Source organism: Mesorhizobium sp. 10J20-29, from assembly GCF_054130485.1.
Genome location: NZ_CP199156.1, coordinates 1,922,921 through 1,936,606, shown reverse-complemented (window position 1 = coordinate 1,936,606; position 13,686 = coordinate 1,922,921). Strand labels below are relative to the sequence as shown.

Sequence of the window (13,686 nt, the reverse complement as noted above, 5' to 3'; positions counted from 1 at the left end):
CCGCCTCAATACGCGTCGGCGTTGTCGATGTTGAAATTGTAGAGCGTACGGGCCGAACCGTAGCGCGTGAATTCTTCCGGCTTGACGCCGGTCACCCCGGCCTTCTCGAGCAGGCCGGCGAGCAGCTCGATATGCTCAGGCCGCATCTCCTTCTCGATGCAGTCGGCGCCGAGGCTCTTGACCTTGCCGCGCACGAAGAGCCTGGCCTCGTAGATGGAATCGCCCAGCGCATCGCCCGCGTCGCCGAGCACCACGAGGTTGCCCGACTGCGCCATGAAGGCCGACATGTGGCCGATATTGCCATGCACCACGATGTTGATGCCCTTCATCGAGATGCCGCAGCGCGACGAGGCGTTGCCCTCGATGACCAGCAAGCCGCCGCGGCCGGTGGCGCCGGCATACTGGCTGGCGTCGCCCTTCACGAAGATGGCGCCCGACATCATGTTTTCGCCGACGCCGGGACCGACCGAGCCATGCACGGTGATGGTCGCCTCCGAGTTCATGCCGCCGCAGTAGTAGCCGACGGAACCGTGGACATCGACCTTGACCGGCGCATCGACGCCGACCGCCACCGAATGGCTGCCCTTGGGGTTTACGACTTCCCAGGCCGTCTCGTTGGAGCCGTCCTTGATGTTATGCAGAGCATGATTGAGCTCCCGCAGGGTGGATTTGGCCAGATCGACTGTCGGCATGATGCTCAATGTTCCCAGAAGTAAACTTTGGAGGGCTCCGGCTCCCAGATCTTGGCGTCCTCGATACCGGGTAGATTGGCAAGCGCGCGATATTCCGAACCGAAGGCAACGTAGCGGTCCGTCTCCGCCAGCACCGCCGGCTTGCAGGCGATCGGGTCGCGCACGACGCCGAAACCGTCCTTGGTGCCGACGACGAAGGTGAAGAAGCCGTCGAGGTCGGAGAGGCCGGCCTCGAGCGCCTGGCCGAGATTCATGCCGTGCGCCATCTTGTTGGAAAGATAGGCGGCGGCGACCTCGGTGTCGTTCTCGGTCTCGAACTTCATGCCGTCGCGCTTCAGCTCGCGGCGCAGATTGTTGTGGTTGGACAGCGAGCCGTTGTGCACGAGGCACTCGTCCGGGCCGGTCGAGAAGGGATGCGCGCCGAGCGTCGTGACCGCCGATTCGGTGGCCATGCGCGTGTGGCCGATGCCGTGCGTGCCGGTCATCTTGGCCAGGGCGAAGCGCTCGACAACGTCGGCAGGCAGGCCGACTTCCTTGTAAATCTCGATGACGTCGCCGGAGCCCATGATGCGGACGTCCGGGCGCAACTCGGCAAGCGCCTCGCGGGCGGCGTCGAGCTTTGCCGTGGGCACCTCGATGACCGCATGGGTCGACTTGGCGACCAGCGACACGTCGGCGCCGAGCTTGGCACCGAGATCCTTGTCGAGGCCGGTGAAATCGCGCTCGGGCGAGGCCGACTGGATGGTGATCTTGCTGTGCTTGCCGTCGCCGGCACCGTAGATGGCGATGCCGGCGCTGTCGGGACCGCGATCGGTCATCGACACCAGCATCTCGGAAAGGAGCGCGCCAAGCTGCGGCTCCATCGACTTATCCTTCAGGAACAGACCCACAATGCCGCACATGGTATTCCCCTTCCATTCTGGAGAGACTGCTGGCTTGTGTTCTAGCCAATCGCCGAACCGGTTTCAACTGACATGAAAAAAATATTCCTGCTGATTAATCGCCCGGCGTCACGCCGGGTGATTTGCTCAGCCGCCGGACGCAGAACCCCGGCGAAATGCCTCCTGCCTTATCCTGGCGAGGCGATAGGCGTCGGTGATGGAAAGCGCCCAGACAAACAGCCCGCCCGCGTGACGGCCGACAAAGGAGTGGTCGGGTGTCGTGGTCAGGTATGTGACCATCATCAGCAGGATGGCAAAGAGAACGAAGCAGAGGCCGCGCTGTACCTGCCCGATCGCGACATGGCCGGCTCCCGGAAGAACGATGGCCAGTGCAAGCACGGCGCGGGGGTTGAGCGGCTGGGTCATGCTGGCTCCAGGGACATGCGGGTGGCGGGCCTCAGAGCATCGTTCAGCAAGTGCAGTTCTCCAAGGGCGTTTCGGACGAGTTCCGGCGGCACCTGCGAGATCGGAAAGCGCATCTGCCGGTAGAGTATGTGCGCGCCGCGGTCCCCTTCGGCGATCTGTCTCACGATGCCGCTTCCGCGCGGCGTGATGACAGCCTCCTTGAGTTTCGGATCGGCAAACAGCGTGCGGAACAGGTTGCTGGTCTTCTGGAGCGCCTCTTCCGTCGCCCTTCCGCCGCGCATGAGCATGGGGAAGTCCGGGGTGAAGGTCGGCGTCAGGGTGTCGGGCAGGCTCAACACCCGTGAGTAGAATTCCGTGCCCGCCGGTCGCGCCAGGACGCCGATCGAGGGGCCGAATGTTTCTTCCCTGGCCATCAGTGTGGAGCGCAGCCAGAGCTGGGGCAGCCGACGCGGCACCAGGCTGTCGGAGACGATCTCCAGCCGCACCTGGTTGCCGTCGCTATCGCCGTCGAGGCGCGGATAGCCGTCGCTGCAGATTGTCAGGCGGGGGTTGTCGAGTAGCCCGACCGCCGCGTCTAGAAGCGTCTTGCGGCGGTCGAGTTCGGATCGCAGTTCCTTTCGCGCCATCGCCACGAGCATGGCGACACCTATGGCGCAGAAGACAAGGAGCCCCATGCCGCTGGCGGACAGCTTCAGTGCGGTCGGATCGAATACCAACGGCATGGGTTTCCTGCCAGCTTTCTCAGTAGCCCAGGGGTCGTGGCCAGGGCATCGTGAACTGGTCGCCGCGGCGTACGAAGCGGTACCGCCAGAAATGGAACCACAGGGATGCGATGATGTAGAAGGACAACATGGCGATCAGCTGCGTGCCATATCCGAGGAAGACCGCGAAGTAGGTTGCGCCGCACAGAATCAGCAGGATCAGTGCAGGCAGCGGATGCCAAGGATGCACGTAACCGCGCTTGATCGTGCCCAGCGGCCACTTGCGACGGAACATCACCATGTTGAAGGTCATGAAGGTGTAGCCGAGCAGACCCGACAGGATCGAGAAGGTGATGACCTGATCGAGCGGCGCGCCGAGCGCGAAGATGAGCGCGATGGGCACGAGGAACACGATCGAACGGTAGGGTGTCCGATAATGCGGGTGCACGGCACCGAACCAGCTTGGCAGATAGCGGTCGCGTCCCATCGAGAACCAGGCACGCGATGCGTCGTTGATGCAGCCGTTTGCCGAAGCCGTCGTTGCGAAGGCCGTTCCGATGAAGAGCAGGACCATCAGACCACTGTTGCCGGTAACGCGGGCGGCGTCGAAGAGCGGCGTTCCCGAGTTGCCAAGGTACTCCCACGGGATCAGGCCCGAGCAGACATACCAGGTGAGCGTCGCGGCGATCAGCAGCGTCATGATGCCGGCCATCGTGCCGAAGGGCAGCGAGCGGGCCGGCGACCTGACTTCCTCGGCCGCTTGGCAGGTGCCCTCGATGCCGAGGTAGTACCAGAGGCCGAAGTGCATGGCCGCCACGATGCCCAGCCAGCCATAGGGCAGGGGCTCGTTGGTCACCGCCGAGAAGTCGAGGGGGACCGCCGACACGCCGAACTGAACCGCGAGGAACAGCACGATGATGGCGACGAAGGCGAAGGCCGTTATCACGAAGTTGAAGCTGAGCGACGCCAGGACGCCGCGATAGTTCAGCCAGGCAAGCGCCAGGATTGTCAGAATGATGAAGGGCTTCTGGTTCAGCCCGGTATGGCCGAGCATGCCTGCCACGGTGTCGAGCAGAAATCCGATCGTGATAGCGTTGGCCGCCTCGAGCATGGTGTAGGCCATGACCAGGAAGAGGCCCACATTGAAAGCCATCAAGGGTCCGACGATATGCTTTGCCTGGGCGTATTGGCCGCCCGCGGCCGCCACCGTCGAGGTAACTTCCGAATCGATCATGGCCACGCAGGTGTAGAGAAGACCCGCCACCCAGCAGGCAACGAGGCCGGCGATCATGCCGCCTTTGCCGACGGAGAAGTTCCAGCCCATATATTCGCCGACAAGCACGATGCCGACACCCAGTGCCCAGACATGGCCAGGTCCGAGGACGCGCAAAAGTCCCAGGCGCTCCGGCGCCGTAGTCGCTGTTGAATTGCTCATTGATGTGTCCTCAGAGCTCGTGACGTTCTTGCGTCAGCTCGAGTTCCCCCTCGCGCGATGACGTCAGAATTTCGTTGTCATAGGTCGTGTCGATCTTGAACATGTCGAGGAGCATGACCACGGCAACGAGTGCCGAAAGCGCCCAGGCCGCATATTCCAGGTAATTCCATACGTCCATCTCTGCCCCCTACGTCCTGTCGTCGCCGAAGCGTTCCGCGATCACTTCGCGGTATTCCCGCTGCGAAAGCCGAACGACGAGAACGAAATAGCCGACGACCGCAACGATCATCACGATCAGCGCCGTCCAGCTGAAGGTGTAGTCGAAGCGGGCGGTGATGATTTCGTTGGCCGATGCCGCATCGGCATAGCCGAGCGCTGCCCATTGCTGCTGTTCGGCAGCATTCTGGCCGAGGGCCTCCCAAGTGGGATTCTCGATCAGAGCGGGCGTCTTGGCCGCGCCGGCCAGGCCCAGATAAAGCGGCAGATAGAGCGCGCCCACGGTGAGCACCAGAAGGACGACGACGTCAACGATCTGGCCTGCGATACTTTGTTTCGGTGGTTGATATGCCATCGTCTCCCCCTAGCCCCGCTTGCGCCGACGCATCTCGTCGAGATGCTTGATGTCGAGGCCGTAGATGAAGGCCTTGTCATGATGATAGTGCCGCAGCATCGCTGCGATGGCGGCGGTGTTGAACGCCAGAACCAGCGCCGCGGCTATCGCGAGCACCGTCCTAATCATATCGTCCTCGACCAGCGACCACATGGTGATGAGCACGAACAGCAGTGCCGCCCACAGGACCACGACGAAGGCCATGGCGCCCCATCGATCCCGTTGGTGCATCTGGTCGATTCGCGCTCCCATCGGACGCGTATCGGTGCTTCCTGCGATGCCCGCTTCCATTTTCCCTCCCCCAAACACATTTGATTGGCATGAAAACAAATTGCCTGCGAGGAATGTCTGCGCCTTTGAGTCCTGCGTCAAGCTGTCGCGCATGCTGCACTGCGTCAATTCTATGCAAATGCACATGATTTGAACAATCGGGGCGGCACTCAATCCCTTCGCCGACGCGCCCGGGAGCAATTTTGCCTAGCAGGAAAACTTTTTGCACCAGAGTATTGCCGACGCGGCGAAATCGGGACAATGTGATATCCTCCGAGGGCTCTGATCGAGCTGTGCGGAGCATTGATTTGATTGCCAACGCGGAGAGCCACCGATGACCAGATCCTGGAGATTTTCGACCCTTGCCGACCGCCACAGGGCGCTCGGCTCGAACCTCGAGGACTGGAGCGGCATGGGAACGGCGTGGAGCTACTCGGGCGATCCGGACGCCGAGTACACCGCCATCCGCACCAAGGCCGGCCTGATGGACGTGTCGGGCCTCAAGAAGGTGCATGTCACCGGGCCGCACGCCTCGCACATGCTCGACCTCGCCACCACGCGCGACGTGGAAAAGATCTATCCCGGCAAGTCGGCCTATGCCTGCATGCTCAACGATGCCGGAAAATTCACCGACGACTGCCTGCTTTACCGGACCGGGCCGAACAGCTGGATGGTGGTGCACGGCTCGGGCACCGGCCACGAGGAACTGACCAAGGCGGCGATGGGCCGCGACGTGTCGATCCGCTTCGACGACAATCTGCACGACCTGTCGCTGCAGGGACCGCTGGCCGTCGACTACCTCGCCAAGCACGTGCCGGGCATCCGCGACCTGCCCTATTTCCACCACATGCAGACGCAGCTCTTCGGCCTGCCGGTGATGATCTCGCGCACCGGCTATACCGGCGAGCGCGGCTACGAGATTTTCTGCCGCGGCCAGGACGCCGGCACGATCTGGGACCGCATCCTCGACGAGGGCAAGGAGATGGGTATCATTCCGTGCCGCTTCACCACGCTCGACATGCTGCGCGTCGAGAGCTACCTGCTGTTCTATCCCTACGACAATTCGCAGAAATACCCGTTCGAGAACGAGGGCCCCGGCGACACGCTGTGGGAGCTCGGCCTCGACTTCACCGTCAGCCCGGGCAAGACCGGCTTCCGCGGTGCGGAGGAGCACTACCGGCTGAAGGGCAAGGAGCGCTTCAAGATCTTCGGCGTGCTGCTGGAAGGCTCGACGCCCGCCGACGAGGGCGCGCCGGTGCATGCCGGCGGCAAGCAGGTCGGCGTCGTGACCTGCGCCATGTATTCGCCGCTGGTCAAGAAATCGATGGGCATCGCCCGGCTGTCGCCGGAAACGGCCATCGCCGGCACGCCGCTCGAGATCCACAATGCCGGCGGCGTCATCAAGGCAACGGCGCAGCCGCTGCCCTTCGACGACCCGAAGAAAACCAAGCGCACGGCCAAGGGCTGAGGCATAATCCCGGCATGGCAGTGAAAAGCATCATCAGCCGCCCGGTCTACGGCACGCTCTCGCCGCAGCCGGGCAGCGACCATCTCCTCATCGCCGACGCCGAGGGCGCGGCAGCCATACTGGACCTCGCGAAATCGGCGCCGGCGGACTTTTTCGCCGAGGTCGAGATCGTCTTCATCCCGCGCGACACCGGCGAAAAGTACATCGCCGCGCTGAAGGCGCTGAAGCCGGCGCGCTTCTACGAGGGACCGTCGATCGCGGCGGCCCTGCCGCGGCTGAAGCAGCGGCTTTCCACCGCCCATATGGGGTTGCGCCTCTATCTCACCGGCACGGAGGGGCTGATCGGCCAGGCCATGCAGGCAGCGCTCGAGGCCGGCATCGACCACAAGTCGATCCAGACCGAGCAGCGCGGCTCGCTGGCGCGGCGCGTGCAATGCGTGCATTGCAAGGGCATCACCGAGGACGTCACCACGCAGCCGGCGCGCTGCTCGCATTGCGGCCTCATGCTTCTGGTACGCGACCATTATTCGCGCCGCATCGCCGCCTTCCAGGGCGTGTGCATCAACGCCGAGGACCCGAGCGAAGTGCCTCCGATGGTGGAGATGTTCAAATGAGCACCGGAACGACGAAACTCGACGTCACCGTGGCCGATGTGGTGCCGGTCAACGAACTGGTCACCCGCTTCCACTTCCGCCCGACCAATGGCGGCCTCTTGCCGACCTTCTCGGGCGGCGCGCATGTCGTGGTCGAGATGCGCGACGGCGACACCACGCGCCTCAACCCCTATTCGCTGATGTCGTCGCCGCTCGACACGGCCGAATACACCATCTCGGTGCGCCGCGACGATTCTGGGCGCGGCGGCTCGCTGTTCATGCACCGCGCCGTAAAGCCCGGCGACCGCATGGTCGTCTCCTACCCGGTCAATCTCTTCTCGCTCGACCTGCGTGCCAAGAAGCACCTGATGATCGCCGGCGGCATCGGCATCACGCCCTTCATGGCGCAGACCGCGCAACTGGCGGCGACAAGCGGCAATTTCGAGCTGCACTATGCCTGCCGCACCGCCTCGCTGTTCACCTATGGCGACGTGCTCGCCGAGCGCTACGGCCGGTGCATCCACCTCTACCACGACGACCGCGGCGAGAAGATCGAGCTCACGCGGCTGCTGTCCTCGCAGCCGCTCGGCACGCATCTCTATGTCTGCGGCCCGGCGCCGATGATCGACTGGGTGCGCCGGACCGCGGCCGAGGCCGGCTGGCCGCCCGAGACCGTGCATTTCGAGCATTTTTCCGCGCCGCAGCCGGGCGTGCCCTTCGACGTCGAGCTCGCCGTCTCGGGCAAGACCATCCATGTCGGCGAGCAGCAGAGCCTGCTCGAGGCCATCGAGGCGGCCGGTGTCGATCCGCCCTATCTGTGCCGCGGCGGCGTCTGCGGCCAGTGCGAGACCAACGTCGTCTCCTGCGACGGCAAGTTCCTGCACAACGACCACTGGCTGACCGAAGAGGAGCACCGCTCGGGCAAGAAGATCATGCCCTGCGTGTCGCGCTTCGAGGGCCGGTCACTGGTTCTCGAACGGTAAGGAGCTACTTACGATGGGCATAGTTTTCCGCGACGAGACGTTCCGCGACGACTTCACCTTCAAAAACTCGCCGGAGCACATAAGGCGATTTCCCTTCCCGTTCCACGAAGACAGCTACATGTATGCGGTCAACATCGAGCCGCATGTGCCGGGGCCGAAGGGCAGCGTGCTGGAAAACCTGATCGACGTCGACGAGCACTATGTCTCGGAGATGCGCGACCGCGCGCTGGTGCTGGCGGAAGACCCGCTGCGCTGCCAGTCGCTGCCGCACATGACTCTGGCCGGCTGGGATCTGCTCGAACTGCTGATGACCGAGCAGGCGAAAGGCTATCCCGAGCATTTTTCGCTGACCCGCGACGGCGACAAGTGGCACTGGATCAACCGGCCGCTCGGCATCGACCATCATTTCGTCTTCGGCGACCTGACGACGCTGCCCTACGGGCCGATGGAGTACATCACCCGCCAGAGCCAGGGCGACTTCTGCATCCTCGACCAGCGCGACGGCAATCTGTGGATGGATGCCGGCATCGTCACCACCCAGGCCGACTGGTCGCTCGATTTCGACATCGGCATGAACTTCTTCGAGTGGCACGCGCCGGTGCCGCTGGCGCACGAGAAGGGCATTTTTACCCGCGCCCTGAAATTCCTCACCAACATCCAGCAGGGCAAGCCGGCGCGCCGGCTGAACTGGACAATGACCATCAACCCGCGGCTCGACACCAGCCCGGAGAATTATCACAAATGGGGTGCGGACCGCGCCACGGTGACGCCGGAAAATGTCGGCCAGAAGGTGCATCTGCGCGTCGAGCTGCAAAGCTTCTGGCGCCTGCCGCGATCGAACGCGATGGTCTTCCCGATCCGCTGCTACCTGATCAAGATGGACGAGCTCGTCACCTCGAGGAAATGGGCCCGCCGCCTGCACCGCGTCATCCGCGACCTCCCCGAGGAACTCGCCACCTACAAGGGCCTGACGCTCTACCGCCCGACGCTGCTGGACTGGCTGGCGAAGCATGACGACGGGGCGGAGACGAGCCCGGGGTTCGGGCCGGATTAGGGCTCGTAACCCTCCCACTTGGGAGAAGGGTCAGCGCGCAGCGCCGGGTTGGGGCGGCTCAAACCAAAGGGCTGTATAAAGTGCCGCGGAAGTAATACAGGCCTGGGCCGTAAGCCCGCCGGCAACGCCAAGATGGTTCCCGCCCGGCAGAAAATCGGGTAAGATTCGCATCCGCTGGTTGGCGCGCATCATCCAAAGTCAATCAGGAGTTTCGCAGCGGGATATCAGAAATCACCACTTTTTGAGCAGCGTTTTCTAGGCCTTTGCCTTCCAGCAAGCTTATAAGTGCCTCGCGGATTTCCCAAGGAAAGTTCGTTGGGCCAATGATAACTCGGTCGATGATGTCGGGGATTGTTATCCCAACCAATCCTTCTTCAGGTAAGTCTTTCAGCGGAATCTTCTGCACCATCTGAGGTACGCCGCGGATTATCTCAGCCGAAGCTATAATTCGCTCCGATTTCTTCCATGCTGGGTTGTAGACCACTCGCCATTCTCGCTCCTCATGAAACCCAGGATGTTTGGTGCATACGGTCGCAGCTCTGAAAACGTCGAACAACATATTTAGGACCAAGGGCTTGCCTAAGCCCTGCACGAATTCGCGGTTAGCAACGATGTTTTGATGGAGCCTGTGAAACTCCCTGACGAATTGGGAACGGGATAGATAGGCAACTGGACTAGTATAGGCCTGTAACGCATCAGTCGGCGCGATAAATGGCGCACCTTTGAGGATTACAGCGACCCCTGTGGCCCCGCCATACGCTCTCCACATAGATAGCCGCCCTATGTGGTCTTCATCAGGATCGTGCTCAGATATACAAGTCAGATAGGTATTTGCAACAAAGTGCGGATACCAGCCGTCGAATAGCTTTTCGATTTCCCTACAGATTCCTGGATACATTTCCTCCAAGATCGCCTTCAACTGATCGCCTGCCTCGCCCTTGTATGTTTCGTTCAAGAGCTCCCGACCATAATCGATTTCCCTAAAATCGTTCATCGCTGCGGACTTGCGCATCCAGACCTCCTCGCTGGCCAGCATTTTCATTGCTGCCTCCGCAGAAGAGTAATGCGCAAATCGAATGCCGCTCTGAACCGCGTGCTTCGTCCGCTCAAATGCATGCGGAAAAAATATCTCAGATATCTTCAATTGCTCTGGCGAAAGGCTCGCCAGCGTTCTGATTAAGTTCGGGTCTTCCACAGGACATCCTCCATGTCGCGCGCCACGAGGCCAGCGGAGTGTCGCAGGAAGCACCGGCAATGCAAGTTCACCCGGATTTGCATGAGACGCCGCATCCATACGCATTAGGCGACCTTGCGACATGGCCTTTGCGATCGGTCGATCTTAGTAGCTGGGCGCCGGCATGACGAAGCGAGCCCCTCCCTTCGTCATCCACGGGCAAGCGCAGTGAAGCGGAGCGCGACCCGAGGGTCCATGCCGTAGCGCTGATGCTGGAACCGGCGGTGCAGAACGCGCGCCGGTTCTGAACCGCTGGCAGGCCCACCGATGTCACGGCATGGATCCCAGGGTCTCCGCAGGCCTGCGGCCAGCTTCGCCCCGGGATGACGAAGGCGCGAGGATCGCAAGGGCGCGCGCCTGATCTCCCCCCTTGCGGGGGAGAAAGCAAATTCTTGGGTTTGGCGAAGCCAAGCCCTTAGAATTTGCCAGAGAGGGGGGTCCCCTCGGCGCGCATTCCCCTCTCTTGCGATTTCTGACACTTGACCGCGTGAAGAACGCGGCCATGACGTCGCCCCCGGCCGGGTCCCCGCTGCTTCGCAGCGTCCCGGCGTTCGCCGGCCTTTGGCCATGCCACCGGCATGGCCAATTCGCCTACGGCGAACCGGCTGCTCACCCAACTCGACTCCCTCCCCGCCCCATGTCACCATGCACTCCCCGGCACGAGGCGGTTCATGGACAAGACGGTCATCCTTCGCAAATGGTGCGGCAAGGTCGCGACCGAGCGCGCCGCCGAATATGCCCGCTATATGACCGAGACCGGCGGCGAGGATTTGCAGATGCTGCCCGGCAATCTCGGCTACCAGATCACCACGCGCGACCTCGGCGACGGCACCACGGAAATCACCGCGCTGTCGTGGTGGACCGACATGGAGGCCATCAAGGAGTTCGTCGGCGACGAGCCGGAGCGCGCGCATTACTATACGGTCGACGAGATCTACCTGATCGACCCGCCTGAATTCGTCGAGCACCACACGGTCATGTCGGGCGACATCACGCTGCGGCACAGTCGCTAGCCGGCACGCATCGTCAACCCGTGCGAGCGAGCGCAGCGAGCGGTGACCCGGGACCCATTGGCCAGAAGATCGTGGAGCACGGCCCGGTCCTCGTGCGGTTGCGTGTCAGCACTCCTGCACCCTTCACGCCACCCGGCCGCGCGGCTCAATGGGTCCCGGCTCGGCGCGGCTGCGCCGCCTGGCCGGGATGACGCGTGTTTGGGGTGCTGAGGCGCAGCGGTGGCGTAACGGGCACGGCTTCCGTGGCGGACGGCGATGCGCTACAGGGCCTGAAAGCCAACGCACGCGCCGGAACGCCCCCAGATGACCGCACAGCCCGCCCTCTATCTCGGCATCGACACGGGAGGCACCTATACGGATGCCGTGCTGTGGACGGAGGCCGGCGGCGAGCGGGGCACGGTGCTGGCCAAGGCCAAGGCGCTGACAACCCGGCACGACCTCGCGGTTGGCATTTCGGGCGCGGTGGACGCAGTGATCGCCGAGGCGGACTGCGCGCCCGCCTCGATCAAGCTCGTCTCGATGTCCACGACGCTCGCCACCAACGCGCTGGTGGAGGGCCAGGGCGGCCGCGTCGCGCTGGTCATGATCGGCTTTTCGCCGACCGACCTCGAGCGTGATGGGCTGAGAACCGCGCTCGGCAGCGACCCGGTGGTCTTTGCGCCCGGCGGCCACGACGTGCACGGCAAGCCGCAGCCGCTCGACCTTGCCGCCCTCGAGGCCGAATTGCCCGAGCTTGCCGCCAGTGTCTCGGGCTTTGCCGTCTGCGCCTATTTCGCCACCCGCAACCCGGCGCACGAACTCGCCGCGCTGGAGCTGATCCGCGAGAAGACCGGCCTGCCGGTCACCGCCAGCCACGAACTGTCGGCCAAGCTCGGCGGCCCGCGCCGCGCGCTGACTACGCTGCTCAACGCGCGGCTGATCTCGATGATCGACCGGCTGGTCGCGGCGACCGAAGGGTTTCTCGAAGCGCGCGGCATCGCCGCCCCGCTGATGGTGGTGCGCGGCGACGGCGCGCTGGTCTCGGCCGCCTTCGCGCGCGCCCGGCCGATCGAGACGATCCTGTCCGGCCCGGCCGCCAGCCTCGTCGGCGCGCGCCACATGACCGGGCTCGACGATGCCATGGTCTCCGATATCGGCGGCACCACCACGGACGTCGCCGTGCTCGACCGCGGCCGGCCGCGGCTCGACCCGGAGGGCGCCACCGTCGGCGGCTACCGCACCATGGTCGAGGCCGTCGCCATGCGCACCTTCGGGCTCGGCGGCGATTCCGAAGTGGCGCTGGAACCGGGCGCGCTCGACCCCGAACTGCTGCTCGGGCCGCGCCGGCTGCTGCCGCTGTCGCTTGCCGGCATGGCGCATGGCGCCGCCGTCCGGGGTCCGCTGGAGCGCCAGCTGCGGGCGCCCAATCCCGGCCGCCTCGACGGCCGCTTCGCGGTGCGCACCGGCGTGCCGGACAGGCTTGCCGCCGGGCTGACGCCGCCCGAGGCGAAGCTCTACGAGGCAATCGGCATGGTGCCGCTGCCGCTCGACACGCTGCTCACCTCCACCGCGCAGGGCGCGACGGTCAACAGGCTGGTGGCGCGCGGGCTGATCCACATCGCCGGCTTCACCCCGTCGGACGCCGCCCATGTGCTCGGCCGGCAGGCCAACTGGGACGCCGCGACCGCCAGGCTCGGCGCCGAACTCTTCATCCGCCGGCGCGACGGGCGCGGCCACGCGATCGCGCCCTCGCCCGAGGCTTTCTGCGAGCGCGTGCTGACGGCGCTGACGCGCCAGTCGGCCGAACTGATCCTCGAAACCGCCTTCGCCGAAGACGGGCTCGACGGCGCCGCCACCGTGGCGCATGCGCTGGTGCAGCGCGCGGTCGACGGCAAGGCCGGCATCGCCCGGCTGTCGGTGGCGCTCGACCGGCCGGTGATCGGGCTCGGCGCCTCGGCGCCGCTGCATTATGGCGGGCTGCCGCCGCTGATCGGCAACCGCTGCATCGTGCCGGACGACACCGACGTTGCCAATGCGCTGGGCGCCGTGGTCGGCCAGGTCCGGGTTTCGGCCGAGGCGCTGGTCAGCCAGCCGGTCGAGGGCATCTTCCGGCTGTCGGCGGGCGAGCACCTGCGCGATTTCCGCGACGAGGAAGAGGCGCTTGCGGCGGCCGAGGCGCGCATCCGCGAGACCGTCGCCGGCCGTGCGCAGAATGCCGGCACCGACGCTGCCGAGATCGCGGTGACGCGCGAGATGAAGACCTCCGTCGTCGAGGGCCAGCGCATGTTCATCGAGGCCAGGCTGGTGGCCGTCGCGACCGGACGGCCGCGCATCGCAGCGTGAGCCG

Annotated in this window: 15 protein-coding genes; 6 read left to right on the top strand and 9 right to left on the bottom strand. The window is 64.4% G+C overall.

The features are described 5' to 3' along the window. Nucleotides 1-5 precede the first annotated feature (5 nt). From ACT2BZ_RS09285 to ACT2BZ_RS09250, 8 genes are all read right to left on the bottom strand, one after another. On the bottom strand, nucleotides 6-692 hold the full coding sequence (locus ACT2BZ_RS09285) for a GltB/FmdC/FwdC-like GXGXG domain-containing protein (RefSeq protein WP_457940634.1): 687 nt from the start codon (nucleotides 690-692) through the stop codon (nucleotides 6-8). A gap of 5 nt (nucleotides 693-697) precedes the next feature. Further along, nucleotides 698-1,594 (bottom strand): class II glutamine amidotransferase, encoded by an 897-nt coding sequence (locus ACT2BZ_RS09280; RefSeq protein ID WP_457940632.1) that lies wholly within the window; start codon nucleotides 1,592-1,594, stop codon nucleotides 698-700. 126 nt (nucleotides 1,595-1,720) lie between these two features. Beyond that, complete coding sequence (locus ACT2BZ_RS09275; RefSeq protein ID WP_457940630.1) at nucleotides 1,721-1,999, bottom strand: hypothetical protein; 279 nt, start codon at nucleotides 1,997-1,999, stop codon at nucleotides 1,721-1,723. Further along, nucleotides 1,996-2,721, bottom strand: coding sequence for a hypothetical protein (locus tag ACT2BZ_RS09270; protein ID WP_457940628.1), 726 nt, complete (start codon nucleotides 2,719-2,721; stop codon nucleotides 1,996-1,998). The genes ACT2BZ_RS09275 and ACT2BZ_RS09270 overlap by 4 nt, the downstream gene beginning before the upstream one ends. 19 nt (nucleotides 2,722-2,740) lie before the next feature. Further along, complete coding sequence (locus ACT2BZ_RS09265) at nucleotides 2,741-4,135, bottom strand: APC family permease (protein WP_457940627.1); 1,395 nt, start codon at nucleotides 4,133-4,135, stop codon at nucleotides 2,741-2,743. A 10-nt stretch (nucleotides 4,136-4,145) separates the two neighbouring features. Further along, the gene (locus tag ACT2BZ_RS09260) at nucleotides 4,146-4,313 is read right to left on the bottom strand and encodes a hypothetical protein (protein ID WP_457940626.1); all 168 of its coding nucleotides are present in this window, start codon (nucleotides 4,311-4,313) and stop codon (nucleotides 4,146-4,148) included. A gap of 9 nt (nucleotides 4,314-4,322) precedes the next feature. Next, the gene (locus ACT2BZ_RS09255) at nucleotides 4,323-4,706 is read right to left on the bottom strand and encodes a hypothetical protein (protein WP_457940624.1); all 384 of its coding nucleotides are present in this window, start codon (nucleotides 4,704-4,706) and stop codon (nucleotides 4,323-4,325) included. Nucleotides 4,707-4,715: 9 nt separating this feature from the next. Beyond that, a complete protein-coding gene (locus tag ACT2BZ_RS09250; protein WP_457940623.1) occupies nucleotides 4,716-5,036 on the bottom strand; it encodes a hypothetical protein in 321 nt (106 codons plus the stop codon). 313 nt (nucleotides 5,037-5,349) lie between these two features. Between ACT2BZ_RS09250 and ACT2BZ_RS09245 the strand changes: the two genes are divergently transcribed. From ACT2BZ_RS09245 to ACT2BZ_RS09230, 4 genes are read left to right on the top strand one after another with little or no spacing between them, the layout of a single operon-like run. Then, nucleotides 5,350-6,483, top strand: coding sequence for an aminomethyltransferase family protein (locus tag ACT2BZ_RS09245; RefSeq protein WP_457940621.1), 1,134 nt, complete (start codon nucleotides 5,350-5,352; stop codon nucleotides 6,481-6,483). A 14-nt stretch (nucleotides 6,484-6,497) separates the two neighbouring features. Continuing rightward, a complete protein-coding gene (locus ACT2BZ_RS09240) occupies nucleotides 6,498-7,097 on the top strand; it encodes a dimethylamine monooxygenase subunit DmmA family protein (protein WP_457940619.1) in 600 nt (199 codons plus the stop codon). Then, on the top strand, nucleotides 7,094-8,059 hold the full coding sequence (locus ACT2BZ_RS09235) for a PDR/VanB family oxidoreductase (protein ID WP_457940617.1): 966 nt from the start codon (nucleotides 7,094-7,096) through the stop codon (nucleotides 8,057-8,059). The genes ACT2BZ_RS09240 and ACT2BZ_RS09235 overlap by 4 nt, the downstream gene beginning before the upstream one ends. 13 nt (nucleotides 8,060-8,072) lie before the next feature. After that, nucleotides 8,073-9,113: a heme-dependent oxidative N-demethylase family protein gene (locus ACT2BZ_RS09230; RefSeq protein ID WP_457940615.1), complete on the top strand. Its 1,041-nt coding sequence runs from the start codon at nucleotides 8,073-8,075 to the stop codon at nucleotides 9,111-9,113. 202 nt (nucleotides 9,114-9,315) lie between these two features. On the opposite strand, the gene ACT2BZ_RS09225 is transcribed toward ACT2BZ_RS09230, so the two are convergent. Continuing rightward, complete coding sequence (locus ACT2BZ_RS09225) at nucleotides 9,316-10,308, bottom strand: DUF2971 domain-containing protein (protein ID WP_457940614.1); 993 nt, start codon at nucleotides 10,306-10,308, stop codon at nucleotides 9,316-9,318. Between the two features lie 710 nt (nucleotides 10,309-11,018). On the opposite strand from ACT2BZ_RS09225, the gene ACT2BZ_RS09220 reads away from it, so the two are divergent. Both ACT2BZ_RS09220 and ACT2BZ_RS09215 read left to right on the top strand, forming a co-directional pair. Next, nucleotides 11,019-11,360: a hypothetical protein gene (locus tag ACT2BZ_RS09220; protein WP_457940613.1), complete on the top strand. Its 342-nt coding sequence runs from the start codon at nucleotides 11,019-11,021 to the stop codon at nucleotides 11,358-11,360. 303 nt (nucleotides 11,361-11,663) lie between these two features. Then, nucleotides 11,664-13,682, top strand: a complete 2,019-nt coding sequence (locus ACT2BZ_RS09215) for a hydantoinase/oxoprolinase N-terminal domain-containing protein (protein WP_457940612.1) — start codon at nucleotides 11,664-11,666, stop codon at nucleotides 13,680-13,682. Nucleotides 13,683-13,686: the final 4 nt, after the last annotated feature.